The organism is Arthrobacter sp. KN11-1C, assembly GCF_052180225.1.
Taxonomy (GTDB): Bacteria; Actinomycetota; Actinomycetes; order Actinomycetales; family Micrococcaceae; genus Arthrobacter.
The window spans coordinates 2,415,364-2,434,931 of the sequence record NZ_CP197467.1 but is presented as its reverse complement, the minus strand read 5'-3'; the positions used below and the strand labels follow the sequence as shown (position 1 = coordinate 2,434,931).

Genomic DNA, 19,568 nt, shown 5'->3' with positions numbered 1-19,568 from the left:
TTGTTCAAGGCCAAGGCCAAGGCCAAGGCCAAGGCCAAGGCCTCGACAAGACCACTGGAGCCTCTGCCTGCCGGCCCGTACCCCGCGGGCGACGCCGGTCACCGTTACCGGATCGGCGGCCGGACTAGGAACTTCCGGACTTCTGTCGACCAGGCCTGAAAGTCCAATATCTGCGCGCGCTATTCGACGAGGCTTCCTGTTGTATCCGGCCTGCCGACCGGTCGCGGGGGTTCTGAATGCCGAGCGCGGAGACAATGCCTCCGAGGATGAGCAAGACCGCCGTCACGGTCACCACCCGGTGAAATCCATCCAGGTCAAGCTTGTTGCCCACAACGAGGCCCACCAGTGCGATGCCGATCAGACCCGCCACCCTGCTGACGGCATTGTTCACTGCCGAGCCGATGCCGGCCTGCTGTTCGGAAATTGAACCGAGAATGGCGGCCGTGAGGGGTGCGACGGTCGCGGAGAGTCCGAGGGCGAACAGGAGGATCCCGGGCAACAGCTGGGCCCAATAGTTGACCGGCATTTCGGACGCAAGCATCAGCAGGTAGCCGCCTCCGGCAAGCGCGGGGCCGAGTGCCATGAACCACCGCGGGCCAAACCGCCCAGCCAGTGAGCCAAACCACGAGGCCAGGAGGATGTTCACGATGCTGACTGGAAGCAACGCGAGGGCGGCAAACGTCGCCGGAAAACCCGCGACCTGCTGCAGGAAGAGCACGATGATGAATCCCCCGATCGACAACGCGGCGTAGATGAAGGCCGTAGCCACATTGCCCACAGCAAAGTTTCGAACAGAGAAGAGGCTGAGGGGCAGGAGCGGCTGTTGCGCCGTTCTTTCCCGCCAAAGGAACCCGGCGAGGCACAGGGTACCGAAAACCACGGGCATCAGAATGAGCGGGCTCCGCCAGCCAAAGTTGCCGTGTTCGATCAGCCCGTAGACCGGTCCCGCCAACCCGAGCACGCAAAGCACAGCGCCCGGGTAATCGATGCGCACTCCCTCCTCACGCACATCCCGGACGCGCAGCACACCTAGCAGATACAAAGTCACGGCAATAGGCAGAACGTTGATCCCGAAGACCCAACGCCAGCCCGCCGAATCCACGAGCACACCCCCGAGCAGTGGACCGGCGATGAACGCCACGGTTGTGCCCGCTGTCCACTGGCCGATTGCCTTCGCCCGGGGAGCCTCTTCGAAGGTTGAGGTGATGAGGGCGAGGGAACTGGGCACCAGCAGGGCGCCCGCGACGCCTTGAAGCGCCCTCGCCAGGATCAGCACCTCCCCGGTGGGTGCCAGCGCACACATCAACGATGTGGCGCCGAATCCGATCAAGCCCGCACGGAGAACGACAATGCGGCCGAGAAGATCCGAGAGTGAACCTGCCACCAGGATCAGTGAACCCAGTGTGATCAGGTAGGCATCGACAACCCATTGCTGAGTTGTGAGGCCGCCGCCCAATTCGCGGGAAATAGCCGGCAGCGCCACGTTAATGACGCTGCTATCCAGAAACGACACAAAGGACGCGAGAATCGCGATCCAAAGGACGAGCCTCTGCGTGCGCGACACCAGTGGGAAACTCACCCTCCCAGTTAACACCCGTACACAGCAGTACCGCACACGGGCCGGGATGTTCCACGCAAAGCCGGTCCCCGGCACACCGGCTGACGAACTGTCCCGGAGCAGCCACCAATGTCCGCTCGCGGTCGAAGTGCTTCGAAACATAAGGGCGTCCCAAGTTCGGGTAGGTGACGCGCGATGCCGCGCCGCAGCTTGCGGCTATCCGGGCGCTGCCTGGCTGCAAAGAGTTCGCTCTCGGCGGTGGCCCCGGCAAGCTAGCACCATGCGATGCCCCTACGGTTTAACCTTCAGCTGCCGATTCCTTGTCCTGAGCATCAACCAGATACCAGCGGCGAAGACCAAGGAAAGGATTTATAACCGGCATTAACAGCGGCAGCGCAAACGACCCGGGGATTAGAAGTCCCCTGCTAGGACCGCTCGGTCAGATTGTGCGTTCCCTCGCATCGTGCCGCCGCGGAGGCGGTTGTCCCGGGTCCGGACCCGCCGCACCGAGGGCCTGGGGTGTTGGTTGTTTCTTCCGCTCGGGGTTATCGTTTGGAGCCGGGGGTGCATGAGGATGGTTCAGGGACACAAAGGAATGATCCGGTCGATTGCCGGCGGTCACTTGCTGACAACGATTGTGTGCGTCCAGGTCGCCTTTGCCGTTGCCGTCGGGGTGGCCCTGGGCTCGGGGGTCGTGGCGGTGGTTTCGCCGGCGGCCGACATTATTCTGGGCTGTTTCGCCGGGAGCCTGATCTTGTTGGCGGTCCTCGCCGCACTCAAAGGATTCCGTGCCCTCCACGGTGAGCGTCGCCGGGCCAGAGCCGCAGCTGATCTCATCGATACCGTCGCCCATGCTGGCCGGGAATGGCTTTGGGCCGTGGACAAGGAGGGAAAGTTCACCTTCTCCAGCCAGGCCAGCATGGCTTTGCTTGGCTACCCGCCCCCCGAGCTGCTCGGCAAACCCTGCGAAATGGTGATTGATCAGGAGGAGCTCGCAAACGCACGGCGGTCCATGGCCGATGCCACCGATAATCGCGGCCCAGGCTGGAGCGGCGTTGTTACCATCTGCCGCCATCACAACGGAGCACCGGTCTGGATGGATGTGACCGTCAGGGCAAATCCCGACAGGACAGGTTTCGAGGGAACGAGCCGGCAGCTCCCGGCCCAGAGTGCCCGTGCGCTCCTGAAGCAGCGCATCACGGAACGCGTGGAAGAGACACTCCGGGCCCGCCTGATCCTGACCGCGTTCCAGCCGATATACGACCTCACGAAGGGAAAGATCATTGGTGCCGAAGCGTTGGCACGGTTTCCCAGCGACAGCGGCAAAGGCCCGGAACACTGGTTCAACGAGGCCAACACTGTTGGACTCGGCGGCGAACTGGAATTCGCTGCCCTTGAATCGGCACTCGAAGCCGCAGGCAAGCTCCCCACCGACCTGTACGTGGCCCTGAATCTTTCCCCGGAAACCTGCCTGGACCCCCGACTGCCCGTCTTCCTCGAGAATGCAGCCCTGCCGATTGACCGGATTGTCCTTGAACTGACCGAGCACCTTGCCGTCAACGAATACGCCCCGTTGCTGGGCGCATTGGCTCCCCTTCGCCGGCGCGGTCTGCGGATCGCGGTCGATGACGCCCGGTCCGGGTTCGCTTCAATGCGGCATGTCGTGCGGCTGCGGCCGGACATCATCAAGCTCGACCGAAGCCTCATCGCCGGGATCGACCATGACCAAGGCCAGCAGGCCCTTGGCGCGGCCATGGTCGAATTCGCCAAACAGATCGGCGCCAAGATCGTCGCCGAAGGAATCGAAACAAGCGCGGAACTGAGCGCAATTACGGAACTCGGCATGAACTCGGGGCAGGGATACTTTTTGGGACGGCCAACGGTCATCGCCTCCGAGTGGGGAAGCTGGCCGCACCAGTCCCTAAACACATCAACCAAGACCGCCGACGCATCCTGAAGTCGGCAAATGTGGCCGGGCGTGTCGCAAGCGCTCTCGAGGCAGGTCTCCACCGCCCCGGACGATATCGGCGGTTCCAAAGGTCCTGCAAGGCGCCCCGGGGGCTGGGCTCATCCATCACCTGATATCTGACAACCTTCGCGTCTTGTCGGCGCAGGCGGTGTCGGCGAAGCCTCAAACTCCCGGCGAATGGTTCGTGGATCCCGTTCAAGAAGTACTAAGCGTGCTTAGTACTAAGTCTTTCAGGCAAGAGGTGGAGCAAGATTCAAGATCGGGGATGGGCGCCGGCCCGGGGCTTTAGCCGGGAGGATATGCCGTCGTCGCGCGGCCCTTTGGTCCGCTCGCCACGCCAGCAGATGGGGCCCGGAGGGAGAGAATCGAGCTCGGGGGTTGGTTCCCCGGCTGAGAAGTCCGAGGCCAAGAAACCGCTGGTTAGGGGCCTGTCGTATACGAAGCAGGTTCGGCGGGTCGAGGTCCTCAGGGCATGTTTTGGTTTCCGTCAGGCCTTGGATCTTGCTTTGGAGTGCGTTGTGGCCGCCGAAGCCGATCTGGGCTTTCACGCCCGAAAGCGGTGAGCGGAGAAATCCCGACTCGGGGAGTCCTGTTTAGGTCATCTCCGGCTCAAAGTCCGAGCACAGCAACCCCAAGGGGTCCTCGTCGTCGAACCCGGAAAACGCCAACGCACCGGGGCCGATGAACCCGCTTTCGTCGGGTGGAGCCGGGCGACGCTGTGCCGCGTCCGGGCGGCCCTTAGCTCTTGGCGCAACCCAAACCACACGGCGCTGCAAGTTCTACGCCATCTATCTGGATGGGATCGGCAGACGACCGTGTGCGACGGACCACGGCAATTAGTCACGGCGAGGTGATATGAGGTGGCTGTGAAAGGGTCAAGGGTCCGACGGTTTTTTCCCGATCGGCGCGGATCGGATGAAGCCCCAGGGCAAGAAAGCCACGCGAATACTCACCTCCCTTAGGAACCTCATGGCTTGGGCAACGCCGCCGGAGTAGCGTGATGCCATGACGGCGCAGCAGCCCTATCAGATTGTGCGAAGCTACGACGATTTTGAGGTTCGAAAGTATCCCGAACACCTACTGGCAGAGGTCATTGTCAAAGGCACTTTTGAAGACTCCGGCAACCGTGCGTTCCGCTACCTGTTTTCCTATATCAGCGGAGAGAACCGCTCCAAGCAGAATGTACCGATGACAGCGCCGGTGGTTCAGGACGCAGCTTCAGAAAAGATCGCCATGACTGCCCCGGTGGTGCAGCAGGGAATCGAAAGTCAGCCGGGTGAGACAGGAGAGCAGAAATACCGGATTGCTTTTGTTCTGCCGGAAGGTTTCACTATCGAGAACGCACCCGGCCCCACCGACCCGAATGTGCACTTGCGGACAGTTCCCGAGAGCCTTGCAGCGGCAATCCGTTACAGCGGGCGCTGGAGCGCGGTGAGCTATCAGCGCCATCTTGAGAAGCTAAAAAGCGCTTTGCGGTCGGCTGAACTCACCCCTGCCGGGACTCCGCGATTCGCGCGGTTTGATCCACCCTTCAAGCCGTGGTTCATGCGACGCAACGAGATAGTCATTGACCTGAAGACCCCTGAGTGAGCCGGCCAGGGGATATTCCCTGTTCGTTCTTTTGTCAGGGCCCTAGCGCCGCGTACATATGTGGCGGTCCTGAGGGTCGGGTGATGCACTCCGAACTGCGGATGGACGAGGTTGTCGTCATGCTCGCGAGTGATGACAGCGACTATGTTGTCGCTCCGCTTGTCGGTAGCAGGCAACTACCCCTCGGGTGCGACCATGCGTTCGTCGTCGTCAATCTTCAGGGCACGCATCTTGCGGTAGAGCGTTGGCGAGGGGACTCAGACAACCCGGCACTCTCGCCGGTCCTCTCGCTCGCGGAAGGCGTCTGGCCCGACCGCGCCCGGGAAGCAGGATCGCCGGGATGACACCGTAGGCGAGAGATGACTGGGCTAGCCGTCAGCCCACATGCTTCACCCGCCGCACCCTGGTAATAACGGTTGGGCAAGGCAGGGACCTGAGTACCCCATGGGCCGTCGACCCCATGAGGAGGCGTTTGAAGCTGCCCTTTCCCCGGCTTCCCAGCACCAGCAACGTGGCGTTGGCCGCGGCATCCACGAGTGCTTCGGCGGGTTCGTTGTTGGACACCAGAACTTGATGGACAACCAGGTCGGGGTAGTTTTCGGCCAGTCCGGCCACGGTCTCGGCGAGGACGATTCGTTCTTCCTCCAAGATCGTCTCGGCGACGTCGCTCGCCGGCATGACGCGCTGAATGAGCGGCGGCGCGAGGACGGCGTGAACTACTGTCAGCTCCTGGTTGTCCCTGTCCGCTTCTTCGGCCGCGAAGGAAACCGCTTGCGTAGATTCTTCGGAACCGTCAGCGCCGACCACGATGCCGCGGCGCACCGTCATGTCCTGCTCCCCGACGACTGCCACAGGGCATTGGGCGACGGCGGCGATCTGCAGTGCCCTGTCAGCCACAGGTCCTCCAGGCCAGTTGTGCCCGGTTCCGATGACAACCATCGGGGCCCCTTTCGAGTGCTTCCTGAGCGCCTGTCCAGGGCTACCGGAGAACAGCAAGGCCTCCGCGTGGACCGACGGCTCCAATTCGCCTGCATATGCTGCGGTCTTGCCCAGCAGTTCGTTTGCTGCGGCCCTGACCACCTCGCTGGAACCGACCGATTCGTCGAGCCATCGACTGTCTACCGCATGGACGAGCAGCACCGGGAGTTTCCGCCGCGCCGCCCGGTCCATCGCCCAAGCCAACGCGGCCCGGCTCGCTTGGGTGTCAACGACGCCGACGACGATTGGTTTCTTCATGACTCTCTCCGCCTCCATGAAATGTGGCTCCCGCATTCCGGGTGCTTTGCCCATCATTTTCTGCTCGTTTGGCCCAGCCCGGCAGGGCCGGAAGTCCCGCAGGCGACCCGCGCCTGCGGGGCGTCTTGCGACGCAGGGCTTTGTGCCCTATTCGGACGGGCATGACTGCGCCTAGCATGCCGGTGTCGAATAGTCTGCATGGAAGGGCTTGAATGATGTCCAGCTATCAGCCCCGGAATTTCCCCCCGGGTGGAGTCCCGCTTGAGCTGCCTTACTATGGCGCCACGCCGATCGAGGCCGTCAAACGGTTCTGGAAGAAGTACGCAATCTTCCACGGGCGGGCAAGCCGCAGTGAGTATTGGTGGTGGGTTCTCGCCTCAGCCATCGTCTCTGGGGTGATCAATGCGGCCGGTGCGACCGGGAACGGAAACACAAGCACGTCGACGGCCCTTGGCGGACTGTGGTTCCTGGCGACGATCGTGCCTTCGCTCGCCTTGGCTGCACGACGCCTGCATGACGCGAATCTCAGCGGGCTCTTTTTGTTGCTCGCCCTGGTCCCGGTGCTCGGATGGATCGCACTGCTCGTGTTTGTGCTCCTGCCTGCCAGTCCCAGGGGACAGCGTTTCGACCGACTGGTACAGGCATATCCGCCGAACCCGCGGCAGCCGTATCCGCCACAGGCTTGAGGCTCAAGCGGAACCGGAGCATTCATGCTTTGCCCCGCGTATGCTCCCACTCATCGAGGAGCGCCGGCAGCCTGGTCATGAGGAACCGGTAGAAGGCGCCCATCTCGCTCACCCTCGTCCTCGCCGGCGACCCTTCCGGGAGGCTTGAAGCCGTGGAGTCGGCGAGCTCAGCGAGGCGCATGTACACGGGGTTCTGCCGTAGGGATGCGACGTACCACGCGTTATCGGGGAGGGCATAGCGGTCGCGCCTGCTGCCAGGCTGCGAGACCCGATGCACGAAGCCGACTGTCTGCAAGTACCGGACGGCGCCGGAGACCGCGGCGGCGCTCGCGCCCAGTATCTCGGAGAGCTCGGCCGCGGTCAGCGAGCCGTCGTCGGAGACCACAAGCGCCATGAGGGCGCGGGCCGGCATCTTGGGGAAGCCCGCGGCCGTGAGTACGGCCGCGGATGTCTCGGCGGAGTCGGGCAGACGCTTCTTCCCCGGATCTGTCACGCCGTGCCCACTTCCCGACGGCGAACCGCTGCGAGCGCGAGCGCCGCGAGGACCGCGGCGATGCCAAGCATCCAGAAGCCGCCGCTCCAGTCGGTGCCAGTGCTGGTGGTGACCGGGGTGTGGGTAAATGGCGAGAGGTCCCGTAGCTTCTGGTCAATGCCAAGGATGGAACCATAGATCCCTAGGATGACGCCGACGCCAAGGAGTGCCCACCCGGTAGGGATCGTGGCTCGGGGCCACACGACGAACACCAGGGCTGGCAGGGCAAGGTAGATGAGCGCCGCGGGGAGTTGGTCGAGTGCGGTTTGCCAGACGTCGTCGACGGCGCCTGAGGTGTCTCCGGAGGCGGCGAGGGAGGCCCATGCCCCGACGGCGGTGAACGCCAAGACGAGCGCCACCGAGACGGCCCCGAGTCCGAGGAAACTCCCCAGCCAACGCATCCTGCCCACCGATTCGGCCACGACGGGCTCAGCGGTTCCGGCCACCTCCTCCTGGCGGAGGCGAAGGACTGTCTGGAGGCCGCATGCAGCGGCAAGGATCCCGGCCACTTCGAACAGGGCCGCGACCAGCAGTTGGGTCATTGAAATGCCCTGGGCCTCGATCATGCCGCGGAGAACCGAAGAGACTTGGGGGTTGGAAGTGATCGAAGACTGGATAGCGGAGCCGAGTGATCCCGTGAGGAGACCCGTCGCGAGGCCGCCGATGCACCAGCCGATGATCGCTCCCTGTTGCAGGCGCAGCGCGAGCGAGAAGCTCCCCCGCAACCAGGGCCGGGCGTCGGAACGTCCGGATCGCCCCGCGAGCACGCTCGAGCCGACGTCGCGGCGCGCCATGATGAACACGACGACGGCGGTGCAGGCCGCCCATAGCCCGAGCGGCAGAAGCAACGGCCACCATCGGTTTCCTGTGTAGGCGAACGTCTGTTGGCCCCAGCCGATGGGGGAGATCCAGCTCGGCCATGCGGCTGTCATGGTGGTCCCATCGGGACTGACCTGTCCGGTGGCGTCGCCGACACCGCGCAGCAGGTACGCAACTACTACGAGCGTCGACGAAATGCCGTTGGCCCCGCGTGACGTGCTGAAGAACTCGGAGGCCAACAGGCCCACACCAAAGAAGGCGAACCCAACGGCGCCTGTCGCGAAGCCGGCTACGAGCGAGCCGGCCGGGTCAAGCCCTCCTGCCATGAAGCCGAGCGCCGTCGCGACAGCCACGAGTACGTTGGCCACAGCGCCGTGGAGGACGGTTGCGGCGAGCGGGGCCCATCGCCCGGCGGCCGTCGAGGAAATGAGCTCGGCCCGGCCCGATTCCTCTTCGGCCCGGGTGTGGCGGACGGCCATGAAAGTATTCATCAGTCCGGCAAGGACGCCCAGGAACGAAAAGATCTCGAAGAAGGCGAACGAATCCAGGGCCGGACCACGCGGAAGGCCGCGCAGCACGAGAATCGCGGGCGCTGCGGTCGCGAGCTGAAGCACCTGCGTGCGTGTCGCGTCGTCGCCGAACGTCTTCGCAATGGCTGCAACGGCGAACAGTGCAAGCATTCCGATCGAGAGGACCCAAACAATGACCTGCCAACGGTCCCGGCGCAAGCGCTGCCGGTACAGGATCCACAGGGCACCCATCTCAGGCTCCCGTCGGAGCGGCGCGGTGGCGCCGAAGGTGGGATCCTCCGTCGTCCTTTTCCTGCGAGGCGAGCGGGGCAACTGTTTCACCGTAGTGGCGCAGGAACAACTCTTCGAGCGACGGCGGCGCGACGAGCAGGCCTTTCACCCCGAGCGTACCGAGAAGGGGCAGCACTTCGTGGACGCGATCGGAATCGGCGCCGAACTTGACTCGTCCCTCAGCCACCGTGAGGTCGTGGACCTGCGAGAGCGTGGCGAGCGCATGGGTGTCTACGCTGTCCTGCGCGAACGAGATTTCAGTGCGGGTGAGGTGGCGCAGTGCGTCGAGTGTGCCGCCGTCGACGATCCGGCCGGCGCGGATGATGCTGACGCGGTCGGCGAGCTGCTCGACTTCGGAGAGGATGTGGCTTGAGAGCAGGACTGTTGCGCCGTTCTCGCGTACGATCCGCCGGATCTCGCGCGTGAAGACCGCTTCCATGAGCGGGTCAAGGCCGCTCGTCGGCTCGTCGAGGAGATACAACTCAGCGTCCATGACGAGGGCGGAGATGAGCGCGACCTTTTGGCGGTTTCCCTTCGAGTACGCGCGGCCCTTCTTGCCGGGGTCGAAGTCGAAGAGTTCGCAGAGGCGGTGCTTGCGCTCCTTGTAGGTGGCGTGGTCCACAGCCCCGTCACGGAGGCGGGAAAGCAGGTCGATGGCCTCGCCGCCCGAGAGGTTGGGCCAGAGGCTCACGTCACCCGGGATGCTCGCGATGCGCCGGTGGAGTTCGACGGCGTCCGCCCAGGGATGCATGCCCAGGACGCTCGCGGTGCCCGACGACGGCCGGGCCAGACCGAGAAGGATGCGTAGCGTGGTGGTCTTTCCCGCGCCGTTCGGCCCGAGGAAGCCGTGGATTTCGCCCTTGTGGACCTCGAGGTCGAGGCCGTCGAGCGCTTTGACGCGCCCGAAGTTCTTGTGCAAGCCGACAGTCTGGATGACGATGTCCATGAACACAAAAGTACGCAGTTTTCACAAAGTTTTGAATGACCGAAAGGCCCTTGTTTTCCGGCGCGTTTCGTGCCTAGGGTTCAGCATTTCTACACAGCTTCTATACAGGAAACGCTTGGCCGAGGCTAACGCTTGCAATCCTAGAATTAACCCAGCGACATCGGTCAGGCACGAGCCAAGGAGGCTGCCATGAACTCGAGGGAAAGTGGCCGCAGGATCGCCCGTCAAGTGACATCGTGGGTGGGGGCCGCGAGTGTGGCGGGCGTCGTGGTCGTGGGAGCGGCGGTCTCGGCACCAGCCGCGGCAGGCAATACCTCTTCCGGAACCACGTCTTCAGGCAATACGTCTTCAGGCAACACAGGGGAGTCGACCACCCCGAACTATGGTTCGCGCCGCCACAACTCGTCCACATCGCCGGTGCAGCCCGTCGGGCCCGGATCAACGGCCCCGCAGGGCCGATCGTCAGGATCCTGATGGTAACGGCGGCGCGACGCTGGGAGCTATGGAGCACCGAGGCATGTGTCATCGTCACCGAACCATCGATGCTTGACCAGGCCGTCGGTCTATGTCGAGAGGTCTGCCACGACGTTGAGATGGCGTGCAGCCGTTTCCGCGACGATTCGGAGCTCATGATCCTCGGCAGCCGGCTGTCGGAGGGGCAGGAAATCAGCGAAGTATTCGCCGCGATCGTCCGCAGCGCATTGGCTGCTGCGGAAATGACCGACGGGGATGTGGACCCGACAATCGGGAGCGTCCTGCTTGGACTCGGGTATGACCGCGATTTCGCGTTGCTCGACGTACGCTGGAACCCGGCGCCGGAGTCCCGGGGATCAATCGTCGTGACAACGGTTGCCCCGGCCTGGACCCGTATAGGACTTGCTGGAAACAGGATTGAAGTGCCCGACGGCGTGCTGCTTGACTTTGGTGCGATCGGCAAAGCCTTGGCGGCCGACTGGGCCGCGCAGCGGATTTCGTCAACGCTTGGCTGCGGTTCGATGGTGAGTCTGGGCGGCGATCTGGCCACCGCGGGGGAGGCGCCCCCGGAGGGATGGGTGGTGCTGGTCCAGGATATGCCGGACGATCCTTCGGGGTGCGTCCGGCTGAGCTCCGGCTACGCGTTGGCCACATCGAGTACGCAAAAGCGCAGATGGAACCATGACGGCCGGCAAGTCCACCACATCATCGACCCGCACACCGGATTGCCTGCTGAACCCGTCTGGCGGACGGTCACGGTGGCGGCGGAAAGCTGCGCGGACGCCAACGCAATCTCCACGGCATGCGTCGTGCGGGGCCGCCGCGCGCCGTCGTGGTTGAAAGACCTCGGGGTGCCCGCCCGCCTGGTTGACAGTGCGGGCAGGGTAGCCACTTTCGGTGGCTGGCCGCCGGACGAGATGGCGGGTGCGTCATGAACGCCGTCTTCGATCAGGCCCTGTGGGCTGTGGGCCGAGGCTCGGGGGTGGTGGCCCTCGTGCTCCTGACATTTTCCGTCCTGCTGGGAATTGGTGCCCGCTCCGGGCGGGCTGTCGTCGGGATGCCGCGGTTTGCCGTCACGTTGGTGCACCGCAATCTCTCACTCTTTTCGGTCTTGTTTGTTGTGGTCCATGTTGTGTCCTTGCTCTTTGATCCATTCGCCCAACTGAGGTTGGTGGATTTCTTCGTTCCCTTCCTGGGCGCATATCAGCCGTTCTGGCTCGGACTTGGGACGATAGCCTTCGATTTCCTGATCGTCGTGACGGTCACCGCCTTGCTGCGCAACAAGATCGGTCCCAAGGCGTTCAAGGCCGTGCACTGGTTGGTCTATGCGATGTGGCCCGTTTCGGTACTTCATGCCATCGGAAACGGTACGAACGGCCGCGAACCCTGGTTCCTCGTCCTGGCGGTGTTGTGCCTGGTGGCAGTTGGAGGGGCCATCGCGTGGAGGCTGCACGAAGACTTTGTCGAATACCGGAATGTGCGCAGCCGGGAAACCCCATGACTTCGGACCAGGGCACCATCAGCCGCCGGGACCATGTTGCCGGTCCGTCCGGCGCAACACGATTGTTTGCAGCCGGTTCAGCCGATTTAGCACGTCACGAGGCTGCCTTCGGTCCGCTTCCGGCAATAAACCTGGCTCCGTTGATCGACGAACTGTTGCAGTCCGGGCTGGATGGCCGCGGAGGGGCCGGGTTTGCGACGTGGCAAAAGTTGGCGTCGATCCCTCCCGACAGGCGGCGGCCGGTCGTCGTCGCCAACGGCGCGGAAGGCGAACCGTTAAGCCAGAAGGACGCGGCCCTGCTGCACAACGCCCCCCATTTGGTGATCGACGGCATCCTGATCGCAGGCCGGAGCCTTGGCGCCGAGGAATTGCACTTGTATGCCGGCGCGGAGCAGTTGGCTCCCGTCGCCCGCGCTTTGGATGAGCGTAGGGAGGCGCGTATACGCCTGCACGAAGCGCCGGATACGTTTATCTCCGGAGAAGCCACTGCGGCTGTCAGTGCTATTTCCGGGGGTCCGGCTATCCCGCGCGACCGAACAAAGCGGCTGAGCGACAGCGGACTGAATGGGCGGCCGACCCTGGTCCACAACGTGGAGACCCTGGCGCACCTCGCTTTGATCGCCCGCTTCGGTTCTGCGTGGTTCCGCGGCGTCGGAACCGGCTCTGCGCCCGGGTCCAGACTCATCACCTTGTCCGGGAACGCGGCCGGACCAAGAGTCTACGAGATCCCGACCGGCGTGCGCCTGACGGAGATCCTCCTGAGTACCGGCGTCGAGCTGCTCTCTGTCCGTGCTGCTCTTGTGGGCGGGTACCACGGCACGTGGCTCGCCGCGGACCAGCTCGACGTACCGTTCTCAAAGGAAGGGCTGGCCCCTGTGGGTGCCAGGACAGGTGCGGGGATCGTCATGACGCTGGGGTCCGGGTCCTGTGGCCTCGCGGCTACCGCCGACATTCTGGCCTACTTGTCCGGCCAGTCGGCGCGCCAGTGTGGTCCTTGCACCAATGGCCTTCCCGCCCTCGCGAGGCTCTTCGCGCGACTGGCTTACGGTGACACCAACGGGAAACTTCCGCAGGAGATAAGCCGGCTCGCTGCTCTCGTGACGGGCCGGGGCAGCTGCGCCCATCCGGACGGGACAGCACGGCTTGCCTCCAGCGCCCTGATGGCTTTTGCCTCCGACGTCGAAGCACACCTGCGCGGGCGATGCGAGGCGCCGCGATGACAGAGGGAAAGGTGCACCGCACCACAATGCACATCGACTGGACCCGTTGCGATGGCCGGGGCCTTTGCATCGAATTGCTTCCGGAACTGCTCACCCGCGACGATTGGGGATATCCGCTTGGCCGTGGCGGCTCCGAAATCGCCATCCCCAAGAACCTGGAAGACGCGGCCCGGGACGCAGCGGCGCTCTGCCCAACGCAAGCGCTCAGACTGCACGAATGACGCCGTTGGCCCCAGCTCGGCCGCCTATGCTCCGACTATGAATGAGATGAAGCCGCGGCCGCACTCGACGCAGCGAACTTAAAGGGAACGCACGCGGGACTAGCGGTGCTTGTAATAGTCCCGCCAGATCAAGCGGTGTACGGGTATGCGGCGGGGCAAGGACCTGAGTCCGGGGATAAAGGGCACCAGGGTCAGGAGGGCTGTCAGGATCACCATGGAAAACACGACGAGGACATCCGCGTTCGGCGATGATTTGAAGGGTTCCACTTGGTAGAGGGCGGAGAAGAGCCACAGCCAGGACTGACCGGGGTAATTCCCCGTTTCATTCATCATTCCCCACTGGTCGCCGGTCAGATGCTGGGCATCGGCGAGGCCGGGGAAGTAGCTGCCGTCACCGAGGAACAAGATGCTGGCTTTGTAATCGGTGCTGTAGAACGAACCTCGTGCGCTCAGGACCGGATCAAGGGTCCCTTGCTGCGCCATGGCCAGAAGGGCTTCGGTGACAGCCGGTACCGGGCCGTAGTCGCCGGGCCGAACCTTCGCCGGGTCGTTGTCCGGGGCTTTGCTTAGTGCGTCCGCGTACGCCGTGGTCCAGGCAGTGTGTTGGGCGTCGCTTGCCTTGGTCCATTCGTCGACTGCCGCCGGAGGCGTCGGTAGCGTTTGGAGCGGGCCGATGACGAAGTCGTTGGCGGTGTCGATCGGAAGTCGTACGCCCGAAAGACTCTGCAGGTCGATCGGGCCGAGCTTTTGAGTGGCATCGGGGGTCGAATTGTAGGGTGGCCCATATCCCGCGGTGCCGCTGGTACCACCCAGTTCGGTGGTGGCCGTTGCGACGAAGTCTGCGGGGTCGGCTAGGGCCCAGGATTTCAGGGTCACCGTCGGTTCGTCCGGAGAGCTGAATACCGCCGAGAGTCCCAGGACAAGCAGGCCGACAACCACCAGGCCGACAGCAAGTTCCCTGAACAAGTCGTATTCGCGCGTCGTGCCGCTCCATGGCCTGCTGACGATGTCATTGCGGGCGCGCCACGACGTTGACCCTGGTGACTTGCTCACTTCTTGACCTCGCTGTCAGTGGCACGGCTTGGCGCTGTCGAGCGTAGCTGGGCATCGGATGCTGCGGCCTCCAGCGGGGGCACTACGCCGTGCATCCGCACGAGAACAACGTGGAGGGCGACGACGACGGCGACAGCCAGCGGGAGAAGCGTGATGTGCCACATGAGTATCTGGCCCAGATCGGCGACGTTGAACCATGCGCCCACACCGACGGCGTTGAGGGCGTCCTTGGCTTGGAAGGCAATCCATTGCGAGTCGAAATTGGTTTGAAGCAGGTATCCGGTGAAGGCAGTCACGATCGAGACGACGAACGCGAGCATCCCGGTGATCCAGGTCAGCACTCGCCCGCCGCGCCAAGCGGCCATCCAGAACTTGCCCCAAAGGTGGATCACCATGAACATGAAGAACAGTTCAACGCTCCACAAATGCGTGCTGTTGATGAAACGTCCGAACGCCGAGGCATGGAACCACGTGGGTCCGCTCAATGCCAGTACGGCGCCGGAACCGAGGATATAGACGAACGCGGCAACGGCGCCCATGCCGAAGACGTAAATCCAGGACGACACGTAACTCGGCTGGCCTTCGGGAAGCAGCTTGTCCGGCGGCAGCCGGCGGAGGGCCCAGCCCCTGGCCTTTCCTGTCCAGGTGGAGAACCGTGGTTCGCCGTCGGCGGCAGTCGAAACCGGGCCGTGGTCGGCGGTCATTTCCGGCTCCTTCGGCCTGGGAACGGAAGAACCAAAGCGAGAATGAACAACACGATCATGGTGGCTATGACCACCAGATTGCCGAATTGGATCAGGAAATCACCCCACTGGAAATAGATTCCGGTATCCGGCATTCCGGCATCCGCCGGTCTTATTCCGAGCATCACGGCCTCTTTCAATGAAACGCGAACCTTGGATGGGAAGCCTTCTCATCACCGACGCTACAAGCTTGTAGTCCAATGGACACGGGTCGAAGGGCCCTATTGGATGATGTGCGCCGCGCGCATGCTGGAATGGCTTGGAATGCCGCAATCGAAAGGACCCGCCATGTCACCGGATACCGCAAACCCCGTGGAGGTCCTGAACGAGGAAGAATGCTGGAATATCCTTTTGGGGGCGACATTGGGGCGGTTGGCATTGAGCATCGCCAACGAACCGGAGATCTATCCGATCAATTTCGTTGCCCACGACCGAAAAATTCTCCTCCGGACGAATCCCGGGGAGAAGCTGTTCGCGCTCACGATCAACGACAAAGTTGCGTTCGAGACGGATGGGGTGGGGAGCCAATCCGTCTGGAGTGTCGTGGTTAAAGGCAGGGCGCGGCAACTGGAATCCGGTGCCGAGGTAGAAGCCGCCGAGAGGGTTCCGCGCCAACAATTGACCTCTACCAAGAAGCGGGTTTTCGTGGAGATCATCCCGACGTCCATCACCGGGAGGCGCATTCACCGTGGGCCGGAAAGCGACGAGCTGGCCCCTGGCGACTTGTACTGAACAGCACCTACCTCACTGGAGGTCTCGGGAGATCTCAGCTGGGCCAGCTGGGCCAGCTGGGCCGGCGCACTACCAGGACCGGGCAGCTGGCGTGGTGAAGCACAGCGTGGGCGGCCGAACCGAGGGTGCCCCGAATGAGTCCGCGTGCGTTGGTCCCGACGACGATGATGGAGGCATCCTGAGCCTCCGCCAGAAGAGTGCCCGGAATGGACGTGCCGATTGGAGATCGTATCTGGAGATCAAGGCCTGGAACTGATTCTTGGGCGTTCCGCGCCGCGGAGTCGAGAAGCGCCTGGACGTGGAGATCTGCTTGGTCTTGAGTCGGGGTGCCCGCGTTTTGGAGATGCCGTGGAATCCATTGTGTCTTCCGGACGTGCACCACTCGAAGGGCTGCACCCGCCAATGCGGCCAGGGTGCAGGCATGCCGAAGCGGTAGTTCCCAATCGTCGACGTTGACGCCGACGACGACTGGCCCGCCGGAGTGTTCTCCGCCGCGGATGACGGCAACCGGGCAATCGGCTGTTGCCGCGAGTTCCAGGCTGACGGAGCCGATCAGCAGTCCCGTAAATCCCCCTGCGCCGCGGGTGCCGACGACAAGCAGCGCGGCACCGGAAGAGAGGGTCCTGAGGTGTTCGGCCGGCCATCCATAGACCAGCGTCGTCTTGACAGCCAATCCAGGAACCGTGCCGTGGACCTGTGCCAAACCATCGGTCAGAATGTCCTCCGCCGCGCGTCGCAACCCGCTGCCTTGGACGCCCGGCATCGGACCGGGCTCGCGGGGGATTGCCGGCCACAGGGAACTGTGAACCAAGTGGAGTACGCAGTTCCGCTGAGCCGCCTGGCGGGCAGCCCAGTGCATGGCGGGGACAGCGACGGCGGAGCCGTCGTACCCGACGATGATTTCTTCCGCGGTATCCATGGTCTCCTTGCCCGTGAGCGTGTATGAAGCTGGAATGGCTTTGGACTCACTGTCGATGGGCTCACTCCAGATGCACGTGGCGTCCGGTGACCCTGTGTGCCTGGATCCGGATAAAGATGTTCCGTGCTCCGCCGGCCCACGGCTCGGCCATGACCTTTCCCCATAGCCGGGTCAGCAGGTCTTTGTCCTCAACACGGGATGAGGCCCCACTGACCAGTACCGACCAACCCTCGGCCCGATCGCCACGTGAATCGTCGATTTGAAAGGACGACCCGAGGGAGGGGACTGCCTCGGCGATGGATCCCTCTCCGGCCGTACGGAAGTAAACGGACTGGCCGTCGACCAGGTAATTCACGGGGAGGATTACCACCCTGCCTTGCTCAACAAAGCCGAAGCGCCCCGTGGTGTTTGAGCGCAGGAGGTCCCAGCACTGTTCCTGGCTGAGTTCTTCCGCGACGTGCATTCCGCCGTCAACACGGCCTGCGTCCATGCTGGGGAGTGACATGCCTGCTCCTAAGTAGTTTGGCCCTATTCCTTGTTCGGGCACACGATCGCAGGTGTAGACCTGCAACTCCCTGCAGCCTATTGAGCGCGCATCTGCCGCTGTAGGGCCAAAAGGCCCGGCGGTGTCTAAATGCCCTGTGGGTGGGGTAGGAACCGAACGACACTGGATGCAGGTACGCAATCCAAAGCACGGGAAATTGGCGATGATGTATGGATGGGGTGGAAGCATCGGCATCGGCGGCTGGATCGCCATGGGGCTGATGATGTTGCTGTTCTGGGGTGGCGTTGCCACCCTGGTGATCCTCCTGTTGCGCGGGAACCACGCCGGCGCACGGGGTTTCCACGGGCCGCCGGATGATGATTCCGAGCGCATCCTGAATGAGCGCTTCGCCCGGGGCGAGATCGACGAGACGGAACTCACCGCGCGCCGCGCCGCCCTACGGCGTCGGCAGTGAACAGGATTCCTGCCGGATCTGCGGCTCACCGGACCGTGGAACGCGACACCCCTTGAGGAACATAACCCGGAAATTGCGTTCGCGGGGAGGGTCTTACGGCCCTTGCAGGTCATCGACGCAGCCCACGAAACTGGGAAGAGGTTGCTGCTGGTTCCGGGAAGGCACGTGGGCTCGTGAAGAAGAAGATCCTCGTCGGTGTCGATGGGTCGGCGGTCGGCAGCGCCGCCGCGGACTGGGCTGCCGAACGGGCCCGTGATCTTGGTCTTGGGCTCAACCTGGTCCATGCTGTTCCAGAGCCTTGGGCGTTCCCGGCGAAAACCCTTCACGAGGACGCTACCGCACAAGCCAAGGACCTGCTGAAAGGCGAGGCAGCACGGGTCACCGCACGGTTTCCCTCCCTGGAGGTGGTGACGACACTGAGCTCCGGAGAGCCCGCGGAGACCATGCGCAAGCTTTCCGCAGACGCGGAAATGGTCGTCGTGGGAACGGACAGGCGCCCCGGCAACCACGGTGAAGGATTTGGTTCGGTCAGCTTTCAGATCGCGGTCATCAGCCATTGCGCCGTCGCGATTGTGCCGGCCCCTTCAACGCTTGAGTCATTCGGCGTGGTGGTTGGTGTCGATGGCTCCCGGGACTCCGAAATCGCCGTCGAGTGTGCAGCTGGCGAGGCACAGCGAATGCGACAGGAACTCGTGATCGTCCACGCCGGTAGCGGCCCAGGACCCGCTGGCGACACGATCCTTTCCGCGTCGGTCGAGGGTCTGGACGCCCGGCACTCGGATCTGGCTGTGCGCGAAATCCTGGACCGTGAGCGCCAGCCGGTCGAAGCACTCCTTGACGCCAGCGCTCATGCACGGTTGCTTGTCTTGGGTTGCAAGGGAAGGGGCGGGGCCCGCGTGCTCGTCGGCTCCGTGGCTCAGCACGTACTGCTCAACGTCCGGTGCCCGACGCTGATAACCCGTCCCGCGTCGCCGGCTTAGGCCCTGGATGCGCCGGAGCCTAGGGACCAGCTGACATCAGTCGGCCGAAATGCCGGGACATCAGTGCGCTAGAATTATGTACATGACAACGCTACCAGTGGCAGAGGCTCGATCGCATTTTTCCCGGATCGTGGAGCAGGCATCGTCCACGCATGAACGATTCGAGATCACCCGAAACGGTTCTCGTGCTGCCGTCCTCTTGGGTGCAGATGATTACGACGCGATGATCGAAACTGTGGCGGTATTGTCTGACGCGAAGCTGGTGAAGGATATTGGCAAGGGGCTGAAGGAACTCGCTGGTGGAGAGAACTTCACCATCGACGAGGTCAGGGCGGCCATGCGCACCACCAAGCATGAGGCATGAGCCCCCGTTACGACGTCAGATTCTCCAGGTCGGCGAAACGTGCCCTAACTCGTGACCTGCCAGAAAAGGTCGCAGCTGCGGCATTTGAGTTCATCACCGGTGCCCTCAGCGAGAACCCGCGACGTGTGGGCAAGCAACTGCAGGAGCCGCTGTTCCCGTTGTATTCGGCAAGACGGGGAGAGTACCGCGTCATCTACCGGATCGTGGAGGATGTTGTACTGATCGAGATCGTCTCGATCGCGCATCGCCGCGACGCCTACCGCTAG

22 protein-coding genes are annotated in these 19,568 nt (G+C 63.5%); 13 read left to right on the top strand and 9 right to left on the bottom strand.

All coding sequences use genetic code 11. From position 1 onward, the window contains the following. Window positions 1-124 precede the first annotated feature (124 nt). Window positions 125-1,579, bottom strand: coding sequence for an MFS transporter (locus tag ACSBOX_RS11485; RefSeq protein ID WP_442542567.1), 1,455 nt, complete (start codon window positions 1,577-1,579; stop codon window positions 125-127). 574 nt (window positions 1,580-2,153) lie between these two features. Here ACSBOX_RS11485 and ACSBOX_RS11480 point away from each other — a divergent pair. From ACSBOX_RS11480 to ACSBOX_RS11470, 3 genes are all read left to right on the top strand, one after another. Further along, the gene (locus ACSBOX_RS11480) at window positions 2,154-3,515 is read left to right on the top strand and encodes a sensor domain-containing phosphodiesterase (RefSeq protein WP_442542566.1); all 1,362 of its coding nucleotides are present in this window, start codon (window positions 2,154-2,156) and stop codon (window positions 3,513-3,515) included. A gap of 1,017 nt (window positions 3,516-4,532) precedes the next feature. After that, a complete protein-coding gene (locus ACSBOX_RS11475) occupies window positions 4,533-5,117 on the top strand; it encodes an SOUL family heme-binding protein (protein WP_442542565.1) in 585 nt (194 codons plus the stop codon). Window positions 5,118-5,200: 83 nt separating this feature from the next. Continuing rightward, window positions 5,201-5,461 carry a hypothetical protein gene (locus ACSBOX_RS11470; protein ID WP_442542564.1) on the top strand — a complete coding sequence of 87 codons (261 nt, stop codon included), beginning with the start codon at window positions 5,201-5,203 and terminating at the stop codon, window positions 5,459-5,461. Window positions 5,462-5,492: 31 nt separating this feature from the next. Here the strand turns inward: ACSBOX_RS11470 and ACSBOX_RS11465 are convergent, their stop codons facing one another. Beyond that, entirely contained in the window at window positions 5,493-6,353 is an 861-nt protein-coding gene (locus ACSBOX_RS11465) for a universal stress protein (RefSeq protein ID WP_442542563.1), read from the bottom strand. Between the two features lie 212 nt (window positions 6,354-6,565). On the opposite strand from ACSBOX_RS11465, the gene ACSBOX_RS11460 reads away from it, so the two are divergent. Beyond that, on the top strand, window positions 6,566-7,039 hold the full coding sequence (locus ACSBOX_RS11460) for a DUF805 domain-containing protein (protein ID WP_442542562.1): 474 nt from the start codon (window positions 6,566-6,568) through the stop codon (window positions 7,037-7,039). A 22-nt stretch (window positions 7,040-7,061) separates the two neighbouring features. Here the strand turns inward: ACSBOX_RS11460 and ACSBOX_RS11455 are convergent, their stop codons facing one another. From ACSBOX_RS11455 to ACSBOX_RS11445, 3 genes are read right to left on the bottom strand one after another with little or no spacing between them, the layout of a single operon-like run. Next, window positions 7,062-7,532, bottom strand: coding sequence for a GbsR/MarR family transcriptional regulator (locus tag ACSBOX_RS11455; RefSeq protein WP_442542561.1), 471 nt, complete (start codon window positions 7,530-7,532; stop codon window positions 7,062-7,064). After that, a complete protein-coding gene (locus ACSBOX_RS11450; protein ID WP_442542560.1) occupies window positions 7,529-9,151 on the bottom strand; it encodes an ABC transporter permease in 1,623 nt (540 codons plus the stop codon). The genes ACSBOX_RS11455 and ACSBOX_RS11450 overlap by 4 nt, the downstream gene beginning before the upstream one ends. Before the next feature lies 1 nt (window position 9,152). Next, window positions 9,153-10,136 carry an ABC transporter ATP-binding protein gene (locus tag ACSBOX_RS11445; RefSeq protein ID WP_442542559.1) on the bottom strand — a complete coding sequence of 328 codons (984 nt, stop codon included), beginning with the start codon at window positions 10,134-10,136 and terminating at the stop codon, window positions 9,153-9,155. Window positions 10,137-10,372: 236 nt separating this feature from the next. Here ACSBOX_RS11445 and ACSBOX_RS11440 point away from each other — a divergent pair, with 236 nt between their 5' ends. Genes ACSBOX_RS11440 through ACSBOX_RS11425 form a run of 4 tightly spaced genes read left to right on the top strand, consistent with a single transcriptional unit; the run spans window position 10,373 to window position 13,552 of the window. Then, the gene (locus ACSBOX_RS11440; protein ID WP_442542558.1) at window positions 10,373-11,545 is read left to right on the top strand and encodes an FAD:protein FMN transferase; all 1,173 of its coding nucleotides are present in this window, start codon (window positions 10,373-10,375) and stop codon (window positions 11,543-11,545) included. Beyond that, window positions 11,542-12,111: a ferric reductase-like transmembrane domain-containing protein gene (locus ACSBOX_RS11435; protein ID WP_442542557.1), complete on the top strand. Its 570-nt coding sequence runs from the start codon at window positions 11,542-11,544 to the stop codon at window positions 12,109-12,111. Before ACSBOX_RS11440 ends, ACSBOX_RS11435 begins: the two co-directional genes overlap by 4 nt. Next, complete coding sequence (locus ACSBOX_RS11430; protein WP_442542556.1) at window positions 12,108-13,331, top strand: NADH-ubiquinone oxidoreductase-F iron-sulfur binding region domain-containing protein; 1,224 nt, start codon at window positions 12,108-12,110, stop codon at window positions 13,329-13,331. Before ACSBOX_RS11435 ends, ACSBOX_RS11430 begins: the two co-directional genes overlap by 4 nt. Further along, window positions 13,328-13,552 (top strand): ferredoxin, encoded by a 225-nt coding sequence (locus ACSBOX_RS11425; RefSeq protein ID WP_442542555.1) that lies wholly within the window; start codon window positions 13,328-13,330, stop codon window positions 13,550-13,552. The genes ACSBOX_RS11430 and ACSBOX_RS11425 overlap by 4 nt, the downstream gene beginning before the upstream one ends. Before the next feature lie 99 nt (window positions 13,553-13,651). Here the strand turns inward: ACSBOX_RS11425 and ACSBOX_RS11420 are convergent, their stop codons facing one another. After that, window positions 13,652-14,605 (bottom strand): hypothetical protein, encoded by a 954-nt coding sequence (locus tag ACSBOX_RS11420; protein WP_442542554.1) that lies wholly within the window; start codon window positions 14,603-14,605, stop codon window positions 13,652-13,654. Continuing rightward, a complete protein-coding gene (locus ACSBOX_RS11415; protein WP_442542553.1) occupies window positions 14,602-15,309 on the bottom strand; it encodes a cytochrome b N-terminal domain-containing protein in 708 nt (235 codons plus the stop codon). Before ACSBOX_RS11415 ends, ACSBOX_RS11420 begins: the two co-directional genes overlap by 4 nt. A 327-nt stretch (window positions 15,310-15,636) precedes the next feature. Here ACSBOX_RS11415 and ACSBOX_RS11410 point away from each other — a divergent pair, with 327 nt between their 5' ends. Next, the gene (locus ACSBOX_RS11410; RefSeq protein ID WP_442542552.1) at window positions 15,637-16,080 is read left to right on the top strand and encodes a pyridoxamine 5'-phosphate oxidase family protein; all 444 of its coding nucleotides are present in this window, start codon (window positions 15,637-15,639) and stop codon (window positions 16,078-16,080) included. Between the two features lie 34 nt (window positions 16,081-16,114). Here ACSBOX_RS11410 and ACSBOX_RS11405 read toward each other — a convergent pair whose 3' ends face one another. Both ACSBOX_RS11405 and ACSBOX_RS11400 read right to left on the bottom strand, forming a co-directional pair. Further along, entirely contained in the window at window positions 16,115-16,999 is an 885-nt protein-coding gene (locus tag ACSBOX_RS11405; RefSeq protein ID WP_442542551.1) for a universal stress protein, read from the bottom strand. Window positions 17,000-17,060: 61 nt separating this feature from the next. Further along, window positions 17,061-17,504, bottom strand: coding sequence for a pyridoxamine 5'-phosphate oxidase family protein (locus ACSBOX_RS11400; RefSeq protein ID WP_442542550.1), 444 nt, complete (start codon window positions 17,502-17,504; stop codon window positions 17,061-17,063). Between the two features lie 166 nt (window positions 17,505-17,670). Here ACSBOX_RS11400 and ACSBOX_RS11395 point away from each other — a divergent pair, with 166 nt between their 5' ends. The 4 genes from ACSBOX_RS11395 (at window position 17,671) to ACSBOX_RS11380 (ending at window position 19,568) form a co-directional block, all read left to right on the top strand. Beyond that, window positions 17,671-17,958, top strand: coding sequence for an SHOCT domain-containing protein (locus ACSBOX_RS11395; protein WP_442542549.1), 288 nt, complete (start codon window positions 17,671-17,673; stop codon window positions 17,956-17,958). Window positions 17,959-18,131: 173 nt separating this feature from the next. Then, window positions 18,132-18,938, top strand: coding sequence for a universal stress protein (locus tag ACSBOX_RS11390; RefSeq protein ID WP_442542548.1), 807 nt, complete (start codon window positions 18,132-18,134; stop codon window positions 18,936-18,938). An 82-nt stretch (window positions 18,939-19,020) separates the two neighbouring features. Next, on the top strand, window positions 19,021-19,302 hold the full coding sequence (locus ACSBOX_RS11385; RefSeq protein ID WP_442542547.1) for a type II toxin-antitoxin system Phd/YefM family antitoxin: 282 nt from the start codon (window positions 19,021-19,023) through the stop codon (window positions 19,300-19,302). Beyond that, on the top strand, window positions 19,299-19,568 hold the full coding sequence (locus tag ACSBOX_RS11380; protein ID WP_442542546.1) for a type II toxin-antitoxin system RelE family toxin: 270 nt from the start codon (window positions 19,299-19,301) through the stop codon (window positions 19,566-19,568). The genes ACSBOX_RS11385 and ACSBOX_RS11380 overlap by 4 nt, the downstream gene beginning before the upstream one ends.